Source organism: Pandoraea sp. CB10b_02, from assembly GCF_002216225.1.
GTDB classification, from domain to species: Bacteria; Pseudomonadota; Gammaproteobacteria; order Burkholderiales; family Burkholderiaceae; genus Pandoraea; species Pandoraea nosoerga.
Genome location: NZ_NJGW02000002.1, coordinates 193,139 through 215,978 on the forward strand (window position 1 = coordinate 193,139; position 22,840 = coordinate 215,978).

Genomic DNA, 22,840 nt, shown 5'->3' on the forward strand with positions numbered 1-22,840 from the left:
GAGTCGTGCGGCGGCGGCTTCGGTGGCGTCCACGGGACGCTCGGTCCCGAGGACGTCATTTTGTGCCTTGCGATCGCTCAGATCGGTCATGCTGGTTCTGGTTACCTTTGTCGGATCGATGGAGTCTCGCCTCGCCGGTCATGCGCGGCGTTGCGCCCTCATGCGCCCTCGGGCGCGGGGTTGGCCAGCGCCATCACGGTGTGCATGTCCTTGTCGCCGCGCCCCGAGAGGTTGACCAGCACGATCCGGTCGCTCGGCAGCGTCGGCGCAAGCTTGCACGCATAGGCAAGCGCATGGCTCGACTCCAGTGCGGGAATGATGCCCTCGATCCGGCAGCAATCGTGGAACGCCCTGAGGGCCTCGGTGTCGGTGATGCCAACGTACTCGGCGCGTTTGATGTCGTGCAGCCACGCGTGCTCCGGCCCCACACCCGGATAATCCAGCCCCGCCGAGATGGAGTGCGTCTCGGTGATCTGGCCGTTGGCGTCCTGCAGCAGATACGTGCGGTTGCCGTGCAGCACCCCCGGCGTGCCGCCGATGATCGACGCCGCATGGCGGCCGGTCTCGATGCCGTCGCCCGCGGCTTCCACGCCGATCAGCTTGACGTCCGGCACGTCGATGTACGGGTAGAAGATGCCCATCGCGTTCGAGCCGCCGCCCACGCAGGCGAGCACGTAGTCAGGCTGGCGGCCGGCGAGCTCGGGCATCTGCACCTTGCACTCCTCGCCGATCACGCTCTGGAAGTCGCGCACGAGCATCGGATACGGATGCGGGCCGGCCACCGTGCCGATGATGTAGAACGTGCTCTCCACGTTGGTCACCCAGTCGCGCATGGCTTCGTTGAGCGCGTCCTTGAGCGTCTTCGAACCGGATTCCACGGGAACGACGGTCGCGCCCAGCAACTGCATGCGATAGACGTTGGCGGCCTGCCGCTTGACGTCTTCCGCGCCCATGTAGACCACGCACTCCATGCCGAAGCGCGCAGCAATGGTGGCGCTCGCCACGCCGTGCTGCCCCGCGCCCGTCTCGGCGATCACACGGCGCTTGCCCATGCGACGCGCGAGCAGCGCCTGGCCGATCACGTTGTTCACCTTGTGCGCGCCCGTGTGGTTCAGGTCCTCGCGCTTGAGGTACACCTGCGCGCCGCCCAGCTCGCGGCTCCAGCGCTTGGCGTGATAGATCGGCGACGGACGGCCGACGTAGTGCTTCAGTTCGTAATGAAATTCTTCGAGGAAGGCCGGATCGTGCTGGTATTTGGCATACGCGTCGCGCAATTCGTCGAGCGCGTGAATCAGCGTCTCGGCCACAAAGACACCGCCATACGGGCCGAAATGGCCGCGGGCGTCAGGCAATTCGTACATGGTCGTCACTCTTCGCGGTACCGGTGGCGGGCCCTGGCGGCCGCCGCACCGGCGGGTTGCTCATTCGGCGTCCGCGGCACGCACTGCGTGCACGAACGCCGTCATGCGGGCGGGATCCTTCACGCCCCGCGACGCCTCCACGCCGCTCGACACGTCGACGGCGTATGGCGTCACCTGCCGGATGGCATCAGCAACGTTGTGTGCGTTCAAGCCACCACTCAAAACGGCCCGACGCGCGATGTCTTTTGGAATAAGTGACCAATCGAAAACCTTTCCTCCACCGCCGTAACCCTCGACCAGGGCATCGAGCAAGAGGCCTTGCGCGGCGGTGTATGCGTTGGCGAATTGTAGCAAATCGCCGCTGTCTTTCGTCTCGGGGCCGATACGCATGGCGCGCAGGTACGGACGGTGTCCGGCCGCCGCCGCGAGCGCCGCGCACTGCCCCGGCGTCTCGTCGCCGTGGAACTGCAAGCTCGTGAGGGGCACGGCCTCGACCGTGCGGGCGATCTCGCCGGCCGTCGCGTTGACGAACAGTCCGACCACGCTCACGTATGGCGGGACGCGGCGGGCGAGTTCGGCCGCGCGTGCGAGATCGACGAAACGGGGACTGGGCGGATAGAACACGAGGCCGATGGCGTCCACGCCGAGCGCGACGGCGTGATCGACGTCGGCCGGCTGCGACAGGCCGCAAATCTTGATTCGGGTACGAGTGTTGAGGGATTTCATGCACTGCCCCACGGCATCGGAAACGGCCACGCGGCCCAGTTGGGCTCGGGCACCGCGAAACGATCAGGATACCCCACGCGCGCAAGATACAGGCCGTCGGGCATGAACGTCGGCGCGGCGTGGCGGCGGTCGCGGCTCGCGAGCACGTCCGCCATCCAGCTCGCGGGCTGGCGTCCCCGGCCGATCGCCACGAGGCACCCCATGATGTTGCGCACCATATGGTGGAGGAAGGCGCTCGCGCGAAAGCGGAACACGAAGAAATGCCCCTGCTGCCCGATGTCGATCGCGTACAGGTGCTTCACGGGCGTCTTGGCCTGGCATTCGGACGAGCGGAACGCCGAGAAGTCATGCTCGCCGACGAGCGTCTGGCTCGCGGTGCGCATCGCGTCGAGATCGAGCGGCGTGTGCAGCCAGCCGCAACGGCCGTCGAGCAGCGGCGAGCGTACGGGGTGGACGTACAGCACGTAGAAATAGGTGCGCTCGAAGGCGGCAAAGCGGGCATGGAAATCCTCCGGCATCGCCTGCGCCCATTGCACGGCGACGGTCTTGGGCAGAAATGCGTTGACGCCGCGCACCCACGAAAACATGGCGCGATCGAGCTCGGTGTCGAAATGCACGACCTGGCCGATGCCATGCACGCCGGTGTCGGTGCGCCCGGCGACGGTCGTCGCCAACGCCACGCCGCCGAACTCGCGCAGCGCGGCCTCGAGCGCCTGCTGCACGGTGTTGCCGTGCGGCTGCGATTGCCAGCCGGAGAACGCCGTGCCGTCGTAGTGAATGCCCAGTGCGATTCGCATATGCGCCAAAACGTGATGCGCGCCCCGCGGCGCGCCTGCGGTAAAAGAAAAACGGGCGCCCAACCTACGGGCGCCCCAAACTACGGTCAATCTGTGCGGTCTTCGCCGTTGCGTCGCGCGGCCGTCACTTGCCCAGCTCGGCGAGCCGCGCCCGCGCGACCGACTGCTGCGCGGCGTCGCCGCCGGCGATCACTTCTTCGAGCAGCTCGCGGGCGCCGTCGTCGTCGCCGATGCTCTGGTACGCCATCGCCAGCTCCAGCTTCGTATGGAACTCGTCGGGCACCTGCGGCTCTCCCGACGCCGTCGCGACGGCATGCGGCACGATCGGATCGGCGCCAGTGGGCGGGGCAGACGCGGCAGCCGGCGCGAGCTCGGGCGCTTGCGGCGCGGCCGGCGTTCCGGCATACGGCGTGTCCGGCGCCGGCGCCGCGAGCGTCTCGTGCTCGACCCGCGCTTGCTCGCCCATTGCGGACGGCAAGGTCGACAAGACCGGCGCGTCGTCGCCCTTCAGATCGAGACTGAAGTCCGACAGATCGAACGACATCGGCTTGAGCGACGGCGCTTCGTGCGCTTCGTGCGCTTCGTGCATTCCGTGAACTTCGTGCGCCTGGTCCACATAGCTGCCGCGCGAGCCCTGCGAGGCGGCGCGCGCCTGCGCCATCGCCGCGTCGAAATCGGCATCGCTCAGTTCACCGTCGAACTCGGCAGCGTCGGCCTCGGCGGCGGCTTCCTCATGCGCCGGCGAACCCAGCGGCGCCATCTTGAACTGCACGGAACCGAGACCCTGCGTCAACGAGGGCAAGGCGTCGCTCGAAATCGTGCCGACGTGCGCCGGTTGGCCCGGAATCGACAGATCCAGATCGCCCAGCATGCCGGCCACGCCGCCTTCGGGGACTGCGTCGGCTGCGATCGCCCCCGGCATCGAGGCGGAGCGGGCAGATGGCGTGGATGGGATGGATTCGGGCGCCTCGTCCACTTCGTCCACTTCGTTCGCTTCGTTCGCTTCGTTCGCTTCGCCCACTTGGTTCGCTTCGTTCGCGCCCTCGGGGTGTGGCGCCGCGGCCGCCGCAGTACCGGCGACTGTCGCCGCGCCGCCTGCCGCCCCTGCGACACTCAAGGCTTCCAATGACGACAATGTTGCGTCGACCGGATCGTCATGCGGCGTGGGCGCTTCGCCGGCCTGCTCCGCAAAGGCGGCATCCCAGTCGATCTCCGGCTCGCCAGCGGCCTGCACAGCGCTTTCCGGCCCAACGGCCAGTGGCTCGCCGGCGACCGGCTCTGCGGCCGTTTGCAAGGCTTCGTGCACGCTTTCGCCAAGGGGCTCCCCCGACGTCTCGGCGCGAGCGGTGTCGGCCGGTTCGTCGCGCGAATGCTCCTGTTCGGCGCCCCACTCGCCCGGCGCGCCGGCGCCTGCCGCCACCGGGCCGGGCGGGGTCTCGTCGAGCGCCGCCACGCCATGCGCGTCAGCCGGCTCGGCCCACGTGTCGTCGGCGGGCGGATGCAGATGTTCGTCCGCCTCAGCCTGGTTTGCGGCATACAGCGCGGCGGCACCCGCAGCACCTGCTGCAGCTACCGCACCGGCTGGCGCGGCACCGCGCGAGGACGTGGCTTCCTGGGCCGCGTCGTGCGGTGCGCCGACGCGCTCGCGTTCGTCGTGGCTGTCGGGGCCGCCGTGGCCGCCCCGGTCATCGCGGCCGTCGTCATACGGTCCAGGCTGGCCGGCTGGCGTCGCAGCGCGCCCCCGGCGCATCAACCACCACAGGCCGAGCAGCACCGCCAGCGCGCCGGCGCCCGGCAAGAGGTACGGATTCTCGCGGACCGCGCGCCAGCTCATGCCGGCGTTCGCGGCGGGCTGGGCGTCGGCCGCCGGGGCGCTGGCGGCGGCCTCGGCCTTCGCTGCGGAAGCCGCTGCGCCGGGTTGCGACGCCCCTGCTTCGGCCACCGGCGACGAAGCCGTCGCGTCCGAAGCGGCGGACGCCGTCGCGGCGCTCGCGCCGACATCGGCAGCATTGGCGGCATTGGCAGCATTGGCGGCAGCGGCGGTATCACGCGCGCCGGCGCCCTGCCCCGCGTTCTTCGCACCGGCGGCGGCAGCGGCTGCTGTCGCCTTCCCATCGGCCGATTTCGCGGTCTTGTCCTGCGTGCTCGCTCCGGAAGCGGTGGCGGCCTGCTCCTCCAGACTGGCGACGGCCTGGTTCTTCATCGCCAACAGCTTCTGGAGATCTGCTACGTTCTTTTGCAACTCGTTCACCCTGCCCTGGGCTTCGGCCTGTGCCTTGCCCTGGGCGATCTGTTCTTCTTCGCTGCCGCTTGCGCGTCCGGACGCACCGGCCGCGCCGCCCTTGCCGGGTCGCGACAGCTTCAATTCATCGCGCGTGGCGGGGGCGGCGGCTTCCGGCGCCTTGCCCGCTTCGATCGCGCCCTGTGCACTGCGGCCACCGGCCGGCGCCGCCTGCTGCGCCGCCGAATCGGCCAGCCGCGCGCGATACGCGTCAAACTGCTCGCGTGCCGCGGCCACGAATTTGCGGGCCTGCGCGGGAGGAATGCTCTGCACCTGATCGTCGGCGGGACGGTTGAGCGTCGCCCCCTTGCGCAAACGATTCGGATCGTTCCCGATGAACGCGGAGCGGTTTGCCTCGAACAAGGCCGTCATCATCTGCGCGAGCGTCGTGCCGCCCTCGCCGCCCGTGAATTCGCGGGCGATCGACGACAGCGACTCGCCTGCGCCAACCGTGCGCGCGCCGTCGGGCGACGCCGCAACAGCGGCGGAAGACCCCGCCGGGGCGTGCGCGGACGCGGCGGCGCCGGCAGAGGCGGGGGCTGGCCGGGAGGCAGACGGGGAAGCAGACGACGAAGACGCCGCCGCCGGCGTCGCGGCAGCGACAGCGGCAGGCACGACGGCCTGCGGCTGCGCGGCACTCGCTTCGGGAATCGCCGAGAGCGTGACCGCGCTGGACTGACGGCCGGTGCGCCATTCGAGCACGAGCAACAGGTCGAGGAACGACGTACTCACCGGCTCGGCCGAGTCGACATGCACGAGGTACGTACCGCTATATCCGGGCTCGCGCCCGCCCGTGGGCGAGACGGACACGGAGAGCTTCTCGAGCGTGGGGTCGTAGCGCAGGCCGGCGTGCCGGAACGCCTCGCGCGGGGCGAGTTTGACGGACAGACCGTCGGCTTCCGCCTGCGACACGTTGCCCAGCACGATCACCGCGCGCAGTGGCTGGCCCGGCCCCGAACGCACCTGTTGCGGCCCGAATTCGGCGGCCCCTGCATTCAGAAGCCCGAGACTCCACAGAACAGCCGCCGCCGCACTCAGGCGAAACGAATTGCGGGACGAATTTGCGCGCTTGCCGATCGAGTATTTCCGCACTGTGTCTTGTCTAGCCTGTCAGTCGTTTGTCGTTGGCGCCCTCACCGGAAAGACGGCGAAAAGGACTGCCTCCCAAAGCGCGGACGGCGGCCTCGCGGGCCGCCGTTCTTCACGCCTTACCGATGCGCTGCGACGCTCAAGCGTCGAGCAGGATCCGCAGCATGCGACGCAGCGGTTCCGCCGCGCCCCACAACAGTTGATCACCCACCGTGAATGCCGACAGGTACTCCGGACCCATCGACATCTTGCGCAGGCGACCCACCGGGATCGTCATCGTGCCGGTCACGGCCGCAGGCGTCAAATCGGTCATCGACGCCTCGCGCGTGTTCGGCACCACCTTCACCCAGTCGTTGGCCTGGCCGATGATGTCGGTCAGTTCGTCTAACGGCACGTCCTTCGTCAGCTTGATGGTCAGCGCCTGGCTATGGCAGCGCATGGCGCCGATACGCACGCACAGACCGTCCACCGGAATCGCGCGCGTGCCCGGGAAGCCGTCGCCCAGCCCCAGAATCTTGTTGGTCTCGGCGCCACCCTTCCATTCTTCCTTCGACTGGCCGTTGCCCAGGTCCTTGTCGATCCACGGAATCAGGTTGCCGCCGAGCGGCACGCCGAACTGCTTCGTTTCTTCGGCGGTAAGGGCGTGCTGCTTGGCCAGCACCTTGCGGTCGATTTCGAGAATGGCCGAATGCGGATCGTCCAGCAGCGCCTTCACTTCGGCGTTGATGCTGCCGAATTGCGTGAGCAGCTCGCGCATGTGTTGCGCGCCGCCGCCCGAGGCCGCCTGATACGTCATCGACGTAAGCCAGTCCACCAGGCCATGCTGGAACAGGCCGCCCAGGCCCATCAGCATGCAGCTTACCGTGCAGTTGCCGCCGATGAAGTTCTTCGTGCCCTTCACGAGCGAATTCTTGATCACGTCGAGGTTGACCGGATCGAGCACGATGATGGCATCGTCCTTCATGCGCAGCGTGGAAGCCGCATCGATCCAGTAGCCGTTCCAGCCCGCGGCGCGCAGCTTCGGGAAGATCTCGGTTGTGTAGTCACCGCCCTGGCAGGTAATGATGATGTCGCATTTTTTCAGCTCGTTGACATCATTGGCGTCTTTCAGCGAAGTTTCGTTCTTCGCCATCGACGGGGCTTTGCCGCCCGCGTTGCTGGTGCTGAAAAACACCGGCTCGATCAAGGCGAAGTCGTTCTCCTGCTGCATGCGCTGCATCAGGACCGAACCGACCATGCCCCGCCAACCTACCAGACCTACGGTTTTCATTTATCCACTCTCTTATCGTTGCAATTGCGCCGGGGGCGTCTCACGACGCCCCGTCGGCTCTATAGCGCGGCAACCACCGCCGCGCCCATTTCGCGCGTACCGACCTTGGTCGCGCCTTCCTGCCAGATGTCGGGCGTGCGCAAGCCCTGCGCCAGCACCTTCTTCACCGCGTTCTCCACGCGCTCGGCCTGTTCGGCACGGCCCAGCGTGTAGCGCAGCATCATGGCCGCCGACAGAATCGTGGCCAACGGATTGGCCACGCCCTTGCCGGCGATGTCGGGGGCCGAACCATGCGACGGCTCGTACAGCCCCTTGTTGTTGGCGTCCAGCGACGCCGACGGCAGCATGCCGATCGAGCCCGTGAGCATCGCGGCTTCGTCCGACAGGATATCGCCGAACATGTTGCCAGTCACCACCACGTCGAAGTTCTTCGGCGCCTTGACCAACTGCATCGCGGCGTTGTCGACGTACATGTGCGAGAGTTCGACGTCCGGATACTGCTTCGCGACCTCGATCATCGTGTCGCGCCACAGTTGCGACGTCTCGAGCACATTAGCCTTGTCCACCGAGCACAGACGCTTGCCGCGCTTGGCCGCCGCCTGGAACGCCACGTGGGCGATGCGCTCCACTTCCGGCACGCTATAGCGCATGGTATCAAAACCTTCGCGCGCGCCTTCGAAAGCGCCGTCCGGCGACTGACGAAAGCCCTTGGGCTGGCCGAAGTAGATGTCGCCGTTGAGCTCGCGAATGATCAGGATGTCGAGCCCTGCCACGATCTCCGGCTTCAGGCTCGAAGCATCGGCCAGTTCCTTGTACAGGATGGCCGGGCGGAAGTTGGCGAAGAGCTGCAGGTGCTTGCGCAGCCCCAGGATGGCCTGCTCGGGGCGCAGCGCGCGCTCGAGCGAATCGTACTTCCAGTCGCCCACGGCGCCGAACAGGATGGCGTCGGCCTCCTTGGCGAGCTTGAGCGTGGCGTCCGGCAGCGGATGGCCCGCGGCCTCGTAGCCCGCGCCGCCCACGGGCGCCTCTTCCAGTTCGAATTTCTCGTCGAGCGCGTTGAGCACATTGACGGCTTGCGCCACGATTTCCGGACCAATGCCGTCACCCGGCAACACTGCGATTTTCATGCGATCTCCTTGGATGCTCGGGTTCAGCCCGGCAAGCGCGTTGCGAGCCACGGCTGCTTGGCGAGCCGCTCGGCCTCGTAGGCGCGAATCTTGTCGGCGTGACGCAGGGTCAGGCCGATGTCGTCGAAGCCGTTGAGCAGGCAGTACTTGCGGAACGGCGCGATGTCGAATTCGTAGGCGCGGCCGTCGGCGGCGATGACCGCCTGCTTGTCGAGGTCGATGGTCAGCTGATAGCCGTTGAACGCGGCCGTCTCGTTGAACAGATGATCAACCTGCATTTCGGACAGCGCGATTGGCAGCAGCCCGTTCTTGTAGCAGTTATTGAAGAAGATGTCGGCAAAGCTCGGCGCAATGACGGCACGGAAACCGTATTGCTGGAGCGCCCACGGGGCGTGCTCGCGCGAGCTGCCGCACCCGAAGTTCTTGCGCGCGAGCAGGATCGTCGCGCCCTGGTAGCGCGGCTGGTTGAGCACGAAGTTCGGGTTGAGCGGGCGCGTGCTGCAATCCTGGCCCGGCTGGCCCACGTCCAGATAACGCCACTCGTCGAACAGGTTCGGGCCGAAACCCGTGCGCTTGATCGACTTCAGGAATTGCTTCGGGATAATCGCATCGGTATCGACGTTCTCGCGGTCGAGCGGCGCCACCAACCCCGTATGGACGGTAAATTTTTCCATCACAAACCACCTGATCAAAACAGTTCGGCGGCAGGCCCGCCCCTTTTGGGGCACGGCCTTCGACGCCGGAAATTTCGTGGGTGCGCGGCGCGACGCGAATCGCCTCGCGCCGCGCACCGTCGCATCACTTCTTCGCCGCGTTCTCGAGCGCGGAGCCTGCCGCCTGCGTGTCCTTGCCCAGACCCGCCATCGTGTTGCAGCCCGCCACGCCCAGCACCAGCACCGCACCGATCAGCATCCACAGTTTCTTCATGGTGTTCTCTCTTTTATAGAAAGCGTCAAACGACGGATAAATCGATGCGTCGGCGTCAGACGAGGCGCCGCACGTCGACGAAGTGGCCTTCGATCGCGGCCGCCGCAGCCATCGCGGGGCTCACCAGATGCGTGCGCCCACCCGCGCCCTGACGGCCTTCGAAGTTGCGGTTCGACGTCGAGGCACAGCGCTCGCCCGGCTCCAGACGGTCGGCGTTCATCGCCAGGCACATCGAGCAGCCAGGCTCGCGCCACTCGAAACCGGCAGCCTTGAACACCTTGTCGAGCCCTTCTTCCTCGGCCTGCTGCTTGACCAGACCCGAGCCCGGCACGACCATCGCCAGACGCACGTTCGACGCCACGCGGCGGCCCAGCTTCTTCACTACGTAGGCAGCGGCGCGAATGTCCTCGATGCGCGAGTTCGTGCATGAACCGATGAACACCTTGTCGACGTTGATGCTCGACATCGGCGTGTCCGGGGCGAGCGCCATGTACTCGAGCGCGCGTTCCATGGCGCTGCGCTTGACCGGGTCCTTCTCCTTCTCGGGATCGGGCACGCGGTCCTCGATGCTCACCACCATTTCCGGCGACGTGCCCCAGCTGACCTGCGGGCGCAGCGTGCTCGCGTCGATTTCCACGACGTGATCGAAGTGCGCGCCGGCGTCCGAGTGGAACGTGCGCCAGTAGGCCTCGGCCTGCTGGAATTCCGCGCCCGTCGGCGCGAACGGGCGGCCCTTCACGTAGTTGATCGTGGTGTCGTCCACGGCCACCAGCCCCGCACGTGCGCCGGCCTCGATCGCCATGTTGCACACCGTCATGCGGCCTTCCATCGTGAGCGAGCGGATCGCCGAGCCGGCGAATTCGATCGTGTACCCCGTGCCGCCGGCCGTGCCGATCTTGCCGATGACGGCCAGCACGATGTCCTTGGCCGAACAGCCGCGCGGCAACGTGCCCTCGACCTTCACGAGCATGTTCTTGCTCTTCTTCATGAGCAGCGTCTGGGTGGCGAGCGTGTGCTCGACTTCGGACGTGCCGATGCCGAACGCGAGCGCGCCGAACGCGCCATGCGTGGACGTGTGCGAGTCGCCGCACACCACCGTCATGCCAGGCAGCGTGGCGCCCTGCTCCGGGCCGATCACGTGCACGATGCCCTGACGCACGTCGTTCATCTTGAATTGGGTAATGCCGTAGCTGTCGCAGTTGCTGTCCAGGGTGTCGACCTGCAGACGCGAAACCGGATCGGCAATGCCTTGCGTGCGGTCCGTTGTCGGCACGTTGTGGTCCGACACGGCCAGGTTGGCCGACAGACGCCAGACCGGACGCTGCGCGAGTTTTAGCCCCTCAAACGCCTGCGGACTGGTCACCTCGTGCAACAGGTGACGGTCGATGTAGAGCAACGTGGTGCCATCGTCCTCGGTATGCACGACATGTGCATCCCACAATTTGTCATACAGCGTCTTGGCCATGATAAAAACGCGGGGCTAAATATCGTTCTGGGAACCGAAATCGTTCCGGAACTTTTGATTATGCCATAGCGCTTTCGCGCCGGCGGAATACGAAATCCCCGGAAAACCGGGCGGTAGGCGCACGATCAACCGGGGATTTGTGCGAATCACGGCAGCTCGTGCCGTGGCTTCGAATATAGCGCAACGAGGGCTCGTTGCGGGTCGCACCGCCTTGCCGTTTCGGCAAGGTTGCGGTGCCGGCACGGCAAGCGGGGGCCGTGCCGGACGCGTCGGGAAGCTTAGCGCTTCTCGATCGGCGTGACGTCGCGCGGCGTGTGGCCGATGAAGAGCTGGCGCGGACGACCGATCTTCTGGTCCGGCTCGCCGATCATCTCGTTCCACTGCGCGATCCAGCCCACGGTGCGGGCCAGCGCGAAGATGCAGGTAAACATCGAGGTCGGGATGCCCAGTGCGCGCTGGACGATGCCCGAGTAGAAGTCGACGTTCGGGTACAGCTTGCGCGACACGAAGTACTCGTCTTCCAGGGCGATCTTCTCGAGCTGCATGGCCAGCTTGAACAGCGGGTCGTCGTGCAGGCCCAGTTCGTTGAGCACTTCGTAGCACGTCTCGCGCATGAGCTTGGCGCGCGGGTCGTAGTTCTTGTACACGCGGTGGCCGAAGCCCATGAGCTTCACGCCCGAATTCTTGTCCTTCACCTGCTTGATGAACTCGGGGATCTTCTCCGGCGAGCCGATCTGCTCGAGCATGTTCAGCGCGGCTTCGTTCGCACCGCCGTGCGCCGGGCCCCACAGACAGGCGATACCGGCAGCGATACACGCGAACGGGTTCGCGCCCGAGGAGCCGGCCAGACGCACGGTCGAGGTCGACGCGTTCTGCTCGTGGTCGGCGTGCAGGATCAGGATACGGTCGAGCGCGCGCACCAGCACGTCGTTGACCTTGTACTCTTCGCACGGGTTGGCGAACATCATGCGCATGAAGTTCGCGGTGTACGACAGGTCGTTGCGCGGATACACGAACGGCTGACCGATGCTGTACTTGTACGCCATGGCGACGAGCGTCGGCAGCTTGGCGATCAGGCGAATCGCCGAGACTTCGCGGTGATTCGGGTTATTGATGTCCAGCGAGTCGTGGTAGAACGCCGACAGGGCACCGACCGAGCCGGTCAGCACGGCCATCGGGTGCGCGTCGCGGCGGAAACCGCGGAAGAAGAAGTTCATCTGCTCGTGAACCATCGTGTGACGGGTCACGGTTTGCACGAACTCGTCCTTTTGCTGCGCGTTCGGCAGCTCGCCCTTGAGCAGCAGGTACGAGGCTTCGAGGAAGTCGCAGTGAGTCGCCAGTTGCTCGATCGGGTAGCCGCGATACAGCAGCTCGCCCTTGTCGCCATCGATGTAGGTGATGGCCGAGTTGCACGACGCCGTCGACATGAAGCCCGGGTCATACGTGAATTTGCCGGTCTGGCCGTACAGCTTGCGGATGTCAATTACATCCGGGCCCATCGTTCCCTTGTAAATCGGCAGTTCGACGCTCGGCGAACCGTCAGAGAAAGATAGGGTGGCTTTATCATCAGACGGAGTCATATCGCTTCCTCAAAAAAATACTTAAACCCCTACACGGCACGCAAAAGCGCCAGCAGGCGCCGCACGTCCGGCCCGTCCAGATCCGCCTCGGGCTCTTTACGCGCTAGCAGCAGATCCATCAAATCGTTGTCGCTCAAGTCGAGCAGTTTCGTGAGGGCGCCCACGTCCTCGTCGGTCAGCGAAGCTTCGTACCGGGCAAAGAACCGCTCGAGGATGAGGTCGTTTTCCAGCAAACCGCGACGTGCCCGCCAGCGCAGGCGGGCACGTTTGACCGGATCGGACTGGTGAGTGTTATCCGGCATGATCGTTCCGTCAGACGGCGCGACGCACCATCAACTCCTTGATCTTGCCGATGGCCTTCGTCGGGTTCAGCCCCTTCGGGCACACGTCCACGCAGTTCATGATCGTGTGGCAGCGGAACAGGCGATACGGGTCTTCCAGATTGTCCAGACGCTCGTTGGTCGCCGTGTCTCGGCTGTCCGCGATGAAGCGATAGGCCTGCAGCAGACCGGCCGGGCCGACGAACTTGTCCGGGTTCCACCAGAAGCTCGGGCACGAGGTCGAGCACGATGCGCACAGAATACACTCGTACAGACCGTCGAGCTCGTCACGCTGCTCGGGCGACTGCAGACGCTCCTTCTCAGGCGCCGGCTCGGGGTTGATCAGGTACGGCTTGATCGAGTGGTACTGGTTGAAGAAGTGCGTCATGTCGACGATCAGATCGCGAATGACGGGCAGCCCCGGCAGCGGACGCAGCACGATCTTGTTCGGCAGATCGTTCATGTTGGTCAGGCAGGCCAGACCGTTCTTGCCGTTGATGTTCATCGCGTCCGAGCCGCACACGCCTTCGCGGCACGAGCGGCGAAAAGCGATGCCTTCGTCGATCTTCTTGAGCTTGACCAGGGCGTCGAGCAGCATGCGCTCGTGACCGTCGAGCTCGACCTCGTAGGTCTGCATGTACGGCGCGGCGTCCTTGTCCGGATCGTAGCGATAAATTTCGAAAATGCGTTTCATGATCTTGCGAATCCCTTAGAAGGTCCGCGCCTTGGGCGGGACCGAGTCGACGGTCAGCGGCTTCATCTGCACCGGCTTGTATTCCAGACGGTTGCCTTCGCTGAAGAACAGCGAGTGGCGCATCCAGTTCGCGTCGTCGCGCTCCGGATAATCGCGATGAGCGTGAGCACCGCGGCTTTCCTTGCGGGCTTCGGCTGCGATCATGGTGGCCTTCGCCACTTCGATCAGGTTGTCGACTTCCAGCGCTTCCATGCGCGCCGTATTGAATACCTTCGACTTGTCCTTGAGGTGGACGTGCGACACGCGCTCGGCCACTTGCTTGATCTGCTCCACGCCTTCCTTGAGCAGCTCCGAGGTACGGAACACGCCGGCGTGCGACTGCATCGTCTTGCGGATGTCGTTGGCGATATCCTGAGCGTACTCGCCCGAGGTCGACGCTTCCAGGCGAGCCAGGCGCGCCAGTGCGTTTTCACCGGCGTCGGCCGGCAGCGGCTTGTGCTCGCCGTGGTTCTTCACGAAGTCGACGATGTGGTTGCCGGCCGCGCGGCCGAACACCACCAGGTCGAGCAGCGAGTTCGTGCCCAGACGGTTCGCGCCGTGGACCGACACGCACGAGCATTCGCCCACGGCATAGAAACCGTTGACCGGCGTCGACGCACCGTTCTTCTCGACGACGACCTGGCCGTGGTAGTTCGTTGGAATACCGCCCATCTGGTAATGGATGGTCGGCACGACCGGAATCGGCTCCTTGATCGCGTCGACGTTGGCGAATTTCAGTGCGATTTCGCGAATCGACGGCAGGCGCTTCATGATCGTCTCGGCACCGATGTGCGAGAGGTCGAGCAGCACGTAGTCGCCGTTCGGGCCGCAGCCCCGGCCTTCCTTGATTTCCTGGTCCATCGAGCGCGACACGAAGTCACGCGGCGCCAGATCCTTGAGCGTCGGGGCGTAGCGCTCCATGAAACGCTCGCCGTTCGAGTTGCGCAGAATGCCGCCCTCGCCGCGCACACCTTCGGTGATCAGCACGCCCGCGCCGGCCACGCCGGTCGGGTGGAATTGCCAGAATTCCATGTCCTCGAGCGGAATGCCCGCACGCGCGGCCATGCCCAGACCGTCACCGGTGTTGATGAACGCGTTGGTCGATGCGGCGTACACGCGGCCGGCGCCGCCAGTGGCGAACAGCGTGCACTTGCCTTCGAGCAGATAGACTTCGCCGGTCTCCAGTTCCAGCGCCGACACGCCGAGGACATCGCCCTCTTCGTTGCGGATCAGATCGAGCGCCATCCACTCCACGAAGAAGTGGGTCTTGGCCGCCACGTTCTGCTGATACAGCGTGTGCAGCAGCGCGTGACCGGTACGATCGGCCGCCGCGCAGGCGCGCTGGACCGGCTTCTCGCCGTAGTTGGCCGTATGGCCGCCGAACGGGCGCTGATAGATCGTGCCGTCCGGGTTACGGTCGAACGGCATGCCGAAGTGCTCCAGCTCGTAGACGGCGTTGGGCGCCTGGCGGCACATGAACTCGATCGCGTCCTGGTCGCCGAGCCAGTCGGAGCCCTTGATCGTGTCGTAGAAGTGGTAATGCCAGTTGTCCTCGCTCATGTTGCCGAGCGAAGCGCCAATGCCGCCCTGCGCGGCCACGGTATGCGAACGGGTGGGGAACACCTTGGACAGCACGGCCACCGACAGACCGGCCTTGGCCAGTTGCAGCGACGCGCGCATGCCCGAACCGCCTGCGCCCACGATGACAACGTCAAAGCGGCGGCGCGGCAGCGAATTTTTAATTGCAGCCATTCTTTACACTCTCCACAGAATCTGCGCGGCGTAGCCAGCACAACCCAGCAGCCAGACGATCGTCAGCGCGTACAGCGCCAGTCGCAGGCCGACCGGCTTGACGTAGTCCATCCAGACGTCACGCACGCCAACCCACGCGTGATAGAACAGCGCGAGCAGCGTGACGAACGTGGCCAGCTTCATCCACTGATGCGAGAAAATGCCGGCCCAGCCTTCGTAGGAGAAATCCTTGGCGGTGAAGAACCACACGAGAAGGATCACGGTGTACACGGCCATGATGACCGCGGTCATGCGTTGCGCAATCCAGTCGCGCAGGCCATAGTGGGCGCCGACGACGAGGCGCTTCGAACCGATGTTGTTCTGTGCCATTTAGAACGCTCCGAACAGCTTGAGGGCGACGGCCAGCGTCAGCACCAGCGACACGACCAGCACGAGCACCGCGGAGTTCTTGCCCGCTTCCTTGTTCACGGCGTCGTGGTTGAAGTCCATGCGCAGATGGCGCAGACCGGCGCAGAAGTGCTGCAGGAAGCCCCATGCGAGCGCCAGGATGACGAGCTTGACAAACCAGTTGGAGGCGATGCTTCGCAGAACGTCGAAGCTGAGTTCCGACGTGAGGCTCTGTTCGAACAGGTAAAGTGCGAACGGCAACAGAAGGAACAAGATCACACCGCTAATACGGTGCAGGATGGAAACGATACCAGCCGGTGGGAGACGGTACGTGACAATCTGTCCGATACCGATATTCCTGTAGACTGGCCGCTCTTTTTTTACCACTTCAGCCATGCTAGACCCCATGTAGTTACATCAGCCCCGGATTTTAGCGCCGATTCTAGTGCGATGCACCATGCCGGTTCCAAACCTCCGGAAAATCCTGCTGACGGCGCACGTCACGCCGCCGCCCCAACTGCCTCCGACTCGCAGGCGCTCGCCGGCCACGACACCGGCTCACCCCTGGCAAGTCGCCCTGCCCTCTCAACTCAGTTCGTTCTGGTAATGATGTTCCGTGGTGACGTACCAGCCCCGGCGCACTTCCACCGGCTTGTCTCCATAAGTGAAGGAGACGCGCTCCACGCTCAGCAGCGGGAAACCCTTCGGCACCTTGAGCAAATCCGCGGTCATGTCGTCCGCGGCCACGGCGCGGACTTTTTCCACGGCGCGGATCATGCGCGTGCCGAACTCATCTTCGAACAGGCCGTACATCGGCCCCTTGTATTCATTCAGCTTCTCCGCCGTCAGGCCGCGAAACAGCGCCCCGGGCAGCCAGATTTCGTCGAGCACCGTCGGACGGTCCGAGAAATCCATCATGCGGCGAATCAGAATCACGCCGTCGCCCGCGCGCAGCTCGAGCTGACGCGCGATTTCGGCCGGCGCTCGCATGCGGCGGCACTCGATCAGGCGGCTGGGCGGGTGATGGGGTTCGCCCGAATCGGGCGCAAGGCGCAGGAACCGGAACTGCACCCGGTCCTCGTGATGGGTCGCGACGAAGGTGCCGCGCCCCTGACGGCGCACGAGCAGATTCTCTGCGGCCAGCTCGTCGATGGCTTTGCGCACCGTTCCCTGGCTTACCTTGTAGCGCGAGGCCAGATCGACTTCACTGGGGATGATCTCGCCAGGCTTCCATTCGCCGGCTTGCAGGCTCTGCGTGATGAGCCCCTTGATCTGCTGGTACAGCGGGCTGAAGGTCGGCGACGCTCCCGCGGCGCCCGCACCCTGCGCGGCCGCGGCGGCCGGTGCGGTGTCGCGCGCGCTGTCCGGTCGCTGCTGGGCATCGACAGGCGGCGTAGGGTTGGATGTGTCGCGAACGTTCGCATTCATGGCGAGGATTTGACCACAAATCAAGACCTTCGTCCATCGAATAACAGCAATAATCCTATGTCTTATATAAGACATAAGATAGAGTTGACATTCGTTGTGGCGACTCCTACACTGACGCGGGCTAACAGGGGCCTGCCGCCGCAGCACGGCTATCTTATAAGAGAGTCCGGTGCTTCGCACTCGTCGATGGCGGCCTACCCGCAGCCCGCAAGCTTCCGTAGGTCAAGGAATTTTAGAAGCTTCATGTGACGCGGCGCTGTCAGCCTGGCAAAAATGCCACCCGGACGGCGAGCTTATCCTGAGCTTCGCAGGAATTTGTACACGTCTGGAGAGATTCTCATGGCAAAACCCGCAATGCGTGTCGCCGTCACCGGCGCCGCTGGCCAAATCGGCTACTCCCTGCTGTTTCGCATCGCCAATGGCGACATGCTCGGCAAGGATCAGCCCGTCATCCTGCAACTGCTCGACCTCCCGCAAGCTCAGGCCGCCGTCAAGGGCGTGGTGATGGAGCTGGAAGACTGCGCGTTCCCGCTGCTCGCCGGCGTGGTCGTGACCGACGACCCGAAGGTCGCCTTCAAGGACGCCGACGTCGCTCTGCTGGTCGGCGCCCGTCCGCGCTCGAAGGGCATGGAGCGCAAGGACCTGCTCGAAGCCAACGGCGCGATCTTCACGGTGCAGGGCAAGGCTCTGGACGAAGTCGCCAAGCGCGACGTGAAGGTGCTCGTGGTCGGCAACCCGGCCAACACGAACGCCTACATCGCCATGAAGTCGGCACCGAACCTGCCGAAGGAGAACTTCACCGCGATGCTGCGCCTGGACCACAACCGCGCCCTGTCGCAGATCGCCGCCAAGACCGGCAAGCCGGTTTCGAGCATCGAAAAGCTGGCCGTGTGGGGCAACCACTCGCCCACGATGTACGCCGACTACCGCTTCGCGACGATCGACGGCCAGAGCGTGAAGGCCATGATCAACGACGACGCCTGGAACAACGATGTGTTCCTGCCGACCGTCGGCAAGCGCGGCGCCGCGATCATCGAAGCCCGCGGCCTTTCGTCGGCCGCTTCGGCCGCCAACGCCGCCATCGACCACATCCACGACTGGGTGCTCGGCTCGAACGGCAAGTGGGTCACGATGGGCGTCCCGTCGGACGGCTCGTATGGCATTCCGGAAGACGTGATCTTCGGCGTGCCGGTGATCTGCGAGAACGGCAAGTACAAGCGCGTGGAAGGCCTCGAGATCGATGCCTACTCGCGTGAGAAGATGAACATCACGCTCAACGAGCTCGAAGAAGAGCGCGCCGGCGTGGCCCACCTGCTGGGCTGATCCCCGGGGATTTCGGCCCTGCGCGACGCCAAAAGCGTTGCAACGGGCCGGAACCGCGCCGGCGGCTTACCCCCGGTGCCGGCGCACCCCTGCCCCGCTCAGGCGTTTTTCCTGCAGAGTCGGAGCCACAGTGACGAAGAGAGTGACGAAATATTGCGCGGAACTCCGCGCCGTCGATCGCGCTATGACACTCGCACTTGCGCTTGCCATGCCCTACGTCGCGCCTGACGCATTCCTGGCCAAGCGAATGCCGCGCTGCCCCGCCGCCCGCCGCGCACCGCAGCGATCCCTGTCTGCCGGGATCGCGCCACGTTCGTTTCGCCAGGGGTCCGGTCAACCGTTTCACCGGTGCGGTCCATCCCGCTCCTCGCATTTCGCCTCTGTTGCCGGTTTCGCCTCTTCTGCCGGTTTCGCCTCTTCTGCGGGTTTCGCCGGTTTTGCCTCCAGTTCACCCGGTATCTTCCGCTTCGCACCAGCCCTGCTCGCCGGCATCGCGAACGCCCGCGGTCCCCTGCGGCGAGCCGCCACGTTCCACACCGCAAACCGTGATGCAGCGACGCCGGTCCCTACCGCCGCCGCCCGCCGCGCATGCCCGGCACGAATTGAAAAAATTTGTACGGTAACGCCGAAGGACGCAGACTTCGTAAGATAATCTGCGCTTTTATTCGCCTACCGTTTGGAGACTCACTATGAAGAAGCTTTGCCTGACCGCGCTGGTTGCCCTGTGTTCCGCCGCCCTCGTGCCGGCCGCGTTCGCCGCTGACGCGACCAGCAAGACGACCACGAAGAAGGCCGCCCCGAAGAAGAAGGCGCCGGCAAAGAAGAAGGCGGCCGCGGCCGCCGCCCCGCTGCAGCCGGACGAAGGCTCGGAGCTGTGGAGCTGCAAGGAAAACAACAAGCTGTACATCAAGGGCGACATGAAGCGCGACCAGGTGCTCACGATGTTCTGGGAAGGCCGCAACTACAAGCTGCCGCGCCAGCAGACGACCACCGGCGCCGACCGCTTCTATGACGCCGCAAGCGGCATGGACCTCGTCGTGATCCCGGCCAAGGCGATGCTGTTCACGCACCGCGACGGCGGCAGCCGTCTGGCAGACGAGTGCATGACGCAAGCGATGTCGGAGCAAAACAAGCTGGCGCCGACCCAGTCGAACGAACTGATCAAGGTGACCAACTGAGTGCATGCCCGGTGGGTGCCGACCCAGTTCGCGTGATGCGCCAGCCGCTTTCCTGCCGCAGCTTCAGCATGACTTGCCGTACCCGATACGTCGATACGCCGATACGCCGGACCTCTGACGGACCGGCAGCGCAGCGAGCGCCCACACAAGCGCCCGTGCGATGCCGGTCCCGCTAACCGCATCACCACCGCTTCGTTTTTCTGTATCACTCAAGGAAAGATCATGGCCCACAACCTCCACAAAACGCTTAAAGAGTTCAAGCTCGGCGACAAGAAAGGCAAGTTCTACTCGCTGCCCCAACTGGGTAAAGCCCTGGGTGTGAACGTCGAACGCTTGCCGGTGTCGATTCGCATCGTGCTCGAGTCCGTGCTGCGCAACTGCGACGGCCAGAAGGTCACCGAAGAGCACGTCAGGCAGTTGGCCAACTGGAAACCGAACGCCGAGCGCGTCGACGAAATCCCGTTCGTCGTGGCGCGCGTGGTGCTGCAGGACTTCACCGGCGTGCCGCTGCTGGCCGACCTGGCCGCCATGCGCAACGTTGCCGAGCGTCAGGGCAAGAACCCGAAGCGCATCGAGCCGCTCGTGCCGGTGGACCTGGTTGTCGACCACTCGGTGCAGATCGATCATTTCCGCGAGAAAAAGGCGCTCGACCTGAACATGCAGCTGGAATTCCAGCGCAACAACGAGCGCTATCAGTTCATGAAGTGGGGCATGCAGGCGTTCGACACGTTCGGCGTGGTGCAGCCGGGCTTCGGCATCGTGCACCAGGTGAACCTGGAGTACCTCGCACGCGGCGTGCACAGGAAAGACGACGTGTACTACCCCGACACCCTCGTGGGCACGGACAGCCACACCACGATGATCAACGGCATCGGCGTGGTCGGCTGGGGCGTGGGCGGCATCGAAGCCGAAGCCGGCATGCTCGGCCAGCCGGTCTACTTCCTCACGCCCGACGTCGTCGGCGTGGAGCTGACGGGTCGCCTGCGCGAAGGCGTGACGGCCACCGACCTGGTCCTCACCATCACGGAGATGCTCCGCAAGGAGAAGGTGGTCGGCAAGTTCGTCGAATTCTTCGGCGAAGGCACGGCGAGCCTGGCGCTGCCGGACCGCGCGACCATCGCGAACATGGCCCCGGAATACGGCGCCACGATGGGCTTCTTCCCCGTCGACGAGAAGACGATCGACTACTTCAAGGGCACGGGCCGCACCAAGGAGGAAATCAACGCGTTCGAGTCGTATTTCAAGGCCCAGAAGATGTTCGGCATTCCGGGGACCGACGAAATCGACTACACGAAGACGCTCAAGCTCGACCTGGGCACGGTCGCGCCGTCGCTGGCCGGTCCGAAGCGTCCGCAGGATCGCATCGAAATCGGCAACGTGAAGTCGACGTTCAGGGACCTGTTCACCAAGCCGGTCGCCGAGAACGGCTTCAACAAGACCGAGGCGCAGCTCGAGACGACGTACAAGACCGCCAGCGGCATCGACGTGAAGAACGGCGACGTGCTGATCGCCGCCATCACGTCGTGCACCAATACGTCGAACCCGAGCGTGCTGCTCGGTGCCGGCCTGCTCGCCAAGAAGGCCGTGGAAGCCGGCCTGACGGTCGCGCCGCACATCAAGACGTCGCTTGCCCCGGGCAGCCGTGTGGTGACCGAGTATCTCGAAGCGGCCGGCCTGCTGCCGTACCTGGAGAAGCTCGGCTTTGGCGTGACGGCCTACGGCTGCACGACCTGTATCGGTAACGCCGGCGATCTGACGGCCGAACTCAACGAGACGATCGTGAAGAACGACATGGTCGCCGCTGCCGTGCTCTCGGGCAACCGCAACTTCGAAGCGCGCATTCACCCGAACATCCGCGCCAACTTCCTCGCCTCGCCCCCGCTGGTGGTTGCCTACGCCATCGCCGGCAACGTCACGCGCGACCTGATGACCGAGCCCGTCGGCAAGGGTCACGGCGGCAAGGACATCTATCTGGGCGACATCTGGCCGAGCAGCGACGAAATCCACAAGCTGATGAAGTTCGCGATGAACGCGAAGGTCTTCAAGTCCAACTACGACTCGGTGAAGGCGCCGAGCCCGCTGTGGGCCAAGATCAAGGGTTCGAAGGGCGAAGTCTACAACTGGCCGGCATCGACCTACATCGCCGAGCCGCCGTTCTTCGAGGGCTTCACGATGGAGCCGAGCGCCGACATCAAGCCGATCCACGGCGCACGCGCGCTGGGTGTGTTCGGCGACTCGGTCACGACCGATCACATCAGCCCGGCCGGCTCCATCAAGGAAACGTCGCCGGCGGGCAAGTGGCTGCTGGAGAACGGTGTGCTCAAGGCCGACTTCAACAGTTACGGTTCGCGTCGCGGCAACCACGAGGTGATGATGCGCGGCACGTTCGCCAACGTGCGCATCAAGAACCTGATGATCCCGCCGAAGGCGGACGGCTCGCGCGTGGAAGGCGGCCTGACGATCCACCAGCCGAGCGGCGAACAGCTCTCGATCTACGACGCGGCCATGAAGTATGTGGCCGAGAACACCCCGACGGTGGTGTTCGGCGGCGAAGAGTATGGCACCGGCTCGTCGCGCGACTGGGCGGCCAAGGGCACGCAGTTGCTCGGCGTGAAGGCCGTGATCGCACGCTCGTTCGAGCGCATCCACCGCTCGAACCTCGTCGGCATGGGCGTTCTGCCGCTGCAGTTCAAGGGCTCGGACAGCGTGCAGTCGCTGGGCATTACCGGCGACGAGACGTTCGACATCGAAGGGCTGACGGCCGACATCAAGCCGCAACAGGACGTCACGCTGGTGATCCATCGCAAGAACGGCGAAACGCAGAAGGTGCAGGTGCTGCTGCGTATCGATACGCCGATCGAAGTGGATTACTACAAGCACGGCGGCATTCTGCCGTTCGTGCTGCGCCAGTTGCTCGCGGCTGCCTGAGCGGCAATTTCGCGCAATCGCAACGGTTGCCGGGCGGCGCGAATCCGCCGCCCGGCAACTACCGACAAGACCCGGCCGCGCGCCGGGTCTTGTCGTCTCCGGCCTCTGGCGGGGTTCGTTATCTCCCGATTCAATGGCGCCACGCCTGTCATGTCCGAAAATGACTAG

19 protein-coding genes are annotated in these 22,840 nt (G+C 65.0%); 3 read left to right on the forward strand and 16 right to left on the reverse strand.

Annotation, left to right across the window (positions count from 1 at the left end; all coding sequences use genetic code 11):
* Nucleotides 1-158 precede the first annotated feature (158 nt).
* The 16 genes from trpB to CDN36_RS02730 form a co-directional block, all read right to left on the reverse strand.
* Nucleotides 159-1,361 (reverse strand): tryptophan synthase subunit beta, encoded by a 1,203-nt coding sequence (trpB, locus tag CDN36_RS02655; RefSeq protein WP_150555092.1) that lies wholly within the window; start codon nucleotides 1,359-1,361, stop codon nucleotides 159-161.
* Between the two features lie 60 nt (nucleotides 1,362-1,421).
* The gene (locus tag CDN36_RS02660; protein ID WP_206117213.1) at nucleotides 1,422-2,087 is read right to left on the reverse strand and encodes a phosphoribosylanthranilate isomerase; all 666 of its coding nucleotides are present in this window, start codon (nucleotides 2,085-2,087) and stop codon (nucleotides 1,422-1,424) included.
* Nucleotides 2,084-2,884 (reverse strand): tRNA pseudouridine(38-40) synthase TruA, encoded by an 801-nt coding sequence (gene truA, locus CDN36_RS02665; RefSeq protein WP_287495928.1) that lies wholly within the window; start codon nucleotides 2,882-2,884, stop codon nucleotides 2,084-2,086. Before truA ends, CDN36_RS02660 begins: the two co-directional genes overlap by 4 nt.
* Before the next feature lie 124 nt (nucleotides 2,885-3,008).
* Nucleotides 3,009-6,257, reverse strand: a complete 3,249-nt coding sequence (locus CDN36_RS02670; protein WP_287495929.1) for a motility hub landmark protein FimV — start codon at nucleotides 6,255-6,257, stop codon at nucleotides 3,009-3,011.
* A 136-nt stretch (nucleotides 6,258-6,393) separates the two neighbouring features.
* The gene (asd, locus tag CDN36_RS02675; protein WP_150555088.1) at nucleotides 6,394-7,524 is read right to left on the reverse strand and encodes an aspartate-semialdehyde dehydrogenase; all 1,131 of its coding nucleotides are present in this window, start codon (nucleotides 7,522-7,524) and stop codon (nucleotides 6,394-6,396) included.
* A gap of 59 nt (nucleotides 7,525-7,583) precedes the next feature.
* Complete coding sequence (gene leuB / locus CDN36_RS02680; RefSeq protein ID WP_150555087.1) at nucleotides 7,584-8,651, reverse strand: 3-isopropylmalate dehydrogenase; 1,068 nt, start codon at nucleotides 8,649-8,651, stop codon at nucleotides 7,584-7,586.
* Nucleotides 8,652-8,674: 23 nt separating this feature from the next.
* Complete coding sequence (gene leuD, locus CDN36_RS02685; protein ID WP_150555086.1) at nucleotides 8,675-9,325, reverse strand: 3-isopropylmalate dehydratase small subunit; 651 nt, start codon at nucleotides 9,323-9,325, stop codon at nucleotides 8,675-8,677.
* Between the two features lie 124 nt (nucleotides 9,326-9,449).
* On the reverse strand, nucleotides 9,450-9,578 hold the full coding sequence (locus CDN36_RS02690) for an entericidin A/B family lipoprotein (RefSeq protein WP_010807368.1): 129 nt from the start codon (nucleotides 9,576-9,578) through the stop codon (nucleotides 9,450-9,452).
* 55 nt (nucleotides 9,579-9,633) lie between these two features.
* Nucleotides 9,634-11,043, reverse strand: coding sequence for a 3-isopropylmalate dehydratase large subunit (gene leuC / locus CDN36_RS02695; RefSeq protein WP_287495930.1), 1,410 nt, complete (start codon nucleotides 11,041-11,043; stop codon nucleotides 9,634-9,636).
* Nucleotides 11,044-11,321: 278 nt separating this feature from the next.
* Complete coding sequence (gltA, locus tag CDN36_RS02700; RefSeq protein ID WP_150555084.1) at nucleotides 11,322-12,623, reverse strand: citrate synthase; 1,302 nt, start codon at nucleotides 12,621-12,623, stop codon at nucleotides 11,322-11,324.
* Nucleotides 12,624-12,652: 29 nt separating this feature from the next.
* Entirely contained in the window at nucleotides 12,653-12,925 is a 273-nt protein-coding gene (locus CDN36_RS02705; protein ID WP_150555083.1) for an FAD assembly factor SdhE, read from the reverse strand.
* Between the two features lie 10 nt (nucleotides 12,926-12,935).
* Entirely contained in the window at nucleotides 12,936-13,640 is a 705-nt protein-coding gene (locus CDN36_RS02710) for a succinate dehydrogenase iron-sulfur subunit (RefSeq protein ID WP_039410294.1), read from the reverse strand.
* Between the two features lie 12 nt (nucleotides 13,641-13,652).
* Nucleotides 13,653-15,428 (reverse strand): succinate dehydrogenase flavoprotein subunit, encoded by a 1,776-nt coding sequence (gene sdhA, locus CDN36_RS02715; protein ID WP_150555082.1) that lies wholly within the window; start codon nucleotides 15,426-15,428, stop codon nucleotides 13,653-13,655.
* A 3-nt stretch (nucleotides 15,429-15,431) separates the two neighbouring features.
* Complete coding sequence (sdhD, locus tag CDN36_RS02720; RefSeq protein ID WP_039410290.1) at nucleotides 15,432-15,797, reverse strand: succinate dehydrogenase, hydrophobic membrane anchor protein; 366 nt, start codon at nucleotides 15,795-15,797, stop codon at nucleotides 15,432-15,434.
* On the reverse strand, nucleotides 15,798-16,211 hold the full coding sequence (gene sdhC / locus CDN36_RS02725; protein ID WP_150555081.1) for a succinate dehydrogenase, cytochrome b556 subunit: 414 nt from the start codon (nucleotides 16,209-16,211) through the stop codon (nucleotides 15,798-15,800).
* A 189-nt stretch (nucleotides 16,212-16,400) separates the two neighbouring features.
* Nucleotides 16,401-17,243: a GntR family transcriptional regulator gene (locus CDN36_RS02730; protein WP_150555080.1), complete on the reverse strand. Its 843-nt coding sequence runs from the start codon at nucleotides 17,241-17,243 to the stop codon at nucleotides 16,401-16,403.
* 339 nt (nucleotides 17,244-17,582) lie between these two features.
* Between CDN36_RS02730 and CDN36_RS02735 the strand changes: the two genes are divergently transcribed.
* The 3 genes from CDN36_RS02735 (at nucleotide 17,583) to acnA (ending at nucleotide 22,672) form a co-directional block, all read left to right on the forward strand.
* Nucleotides 17,583-18,566: a malate dehydrogenase gene (locus CDN36_RS02735; protein WP_150555079.1), complete on the forward strand. Its 984-nt coding sequence runs from the start codon at nucleotides 17,583-17,585 to the stop codon at nucleotides 18,564-18,566.
* 689 nt (nucleotides 18,567-19,255) lie between these two features.
* Entirely contained in the window at nucleotides 19,256-19,744 is a 489-nt protein-coding gene (locus CDN36_RS02740; protein ID WP_150555078.1) for a hypothetical protein, read from the forward strand.
* A 222-nt stretch (nucleotides 19,745-19,966) separates the two neighbouring features.
* Nucleotides 19,967-22,672 carry an aconitate hydratase AcnA gene (gene acnA / locus CDN36_RS02745; RefSeq protein ID WP_150555077.1) on the forward strand — a complete coding sequence of 902 codons (2,706 nt, stop codon included), beginning with the start codon at nucleotides 19,967-19,969 and terminating at the stop codon, nucleotides 22,670-22,672.
* Nucleotides 22,673-22,840 lie beyond the last annotated feature (168 nt).

Excerpts from the sequence above, each read along its gene's own strand:
- trpB (WP_150555092.1), bottom strand. The coding sequence starts at position 1,361 with ATGTACGAATTGCCTGACGCCCGCGGCCATTTCGGCCCGTATGGCGGT.
- CDN36_RS02660 (WP_206117213.1), bottom strand. The coding sequence starts at position 2,087 with ATGAAATCCCTCAACACTCGTACCCGAATCAAGATTTGCGGCCTGTCG.
- truA (WP_287495928.1), bottom strand. The coding sequence starts at position 2,884 with ATGCGAATCGCACTGGGCATTCACTACGACGGCACGGCGTTCTCCGGC.
- asd (WP_150555088.1), bottom strand. The coding sequence starts at position 7,524 with ATGAAAACCGTAGGTCTGGTAGGTTGGCGGGGCATGGTCGGTTCGGTC.
- leuB (WP_150555087.1), bottom strand. The coding sequence starts at position 8,651 with ATGAAAATCGCAGTGTTGCCGGGTGACGGCATTGGTCCGGAAATCGTG.
- leuD (WP_150555086.1), bottom strand. The coding sequence starts at position 9,325 with ATGGAAAAATTTACCGTCCATACGGGGTTGGTGGCGCCGCTCGACCGC.
- CDN36_RS02690 (WP_010807368.1), bottom strand. The coding sequence starts at position 9,578 with ATGAAGAAACTGTGGATGCTGATCGGTGCGGTGCTGGTGCTGGGCGTG.
- leuC (WP_287495930.1), bottom strand. The coding sequence starts at position 11,043 with ATGGCCAAGACGCTGTATGACAAATTGTGGGATGCACATGTCGTGCAT.
- gltA (WP_150555084.1), bottom strand. The coding sequence starts at position 12,623 with ATGACTCCGTCTGATGATAAAGCCACCCTATCTTTCTCTGACGGTTCG.
- CDN36_RS02705 (WP_150555083.1), bottom strand. The coding sequence starts at position 12,925 with ATGCCGGATAACACTCACCAGTCCGATCCGGTCAAACGTGCCCGCCTG.
- sdhA (WP_150555082.1), bottom strand. The coding sequence starts at position 15,428 with ATGGCTGCAATTAAAAATTCGCTGCCGCGCCGCCGCTTTGACGTTGTC.
- sdhD (WP_039410290.1), bottom strand. The coding sequence starts at position 15,797 with ATGGCACAGAACAACATCGGTTCGAAGCGCCTCGTCGTCGGCGCCCAC.
- sdhC (WP_150555081.1), bottom strand. The coding sequence starts at position 16,211 with ATGGCTGAAGTGGTAAAAAAAGAGCGGCCAGTCTACAGGAATATCGGT.
- CDN36_RS02730 (WP_150555080.1), bottom strand. The coding sequence starts at position 17,243 with ATGAATGCGAACGTTCGCGACACATCCAACCCTACGCCGCCTGTCGAT.
- CDN36_RS02735 (WP_150555079.1), top strand. The coding sequence starts at position 17,583 with ATGGCAAAACCCGCAATGCGTGTCGCCGTCACCGGCGCCGCTGGCCAA.
- CDN36_RS02740 (WP_150555078.1), top strand. The coding sequence starts at position 19,256 with ATGAAGAAGCTTTGCCTGACCGCGCTGGTTGCCCTGTGTTCCGCCGCC.
- acnA (WP_150555077.1), top strand. The coding sequence starts at position 19,967 with ATGGCCCACAACCTCCACAAAACGCTTAAAGAGTTCAAGCTCGGCGAC.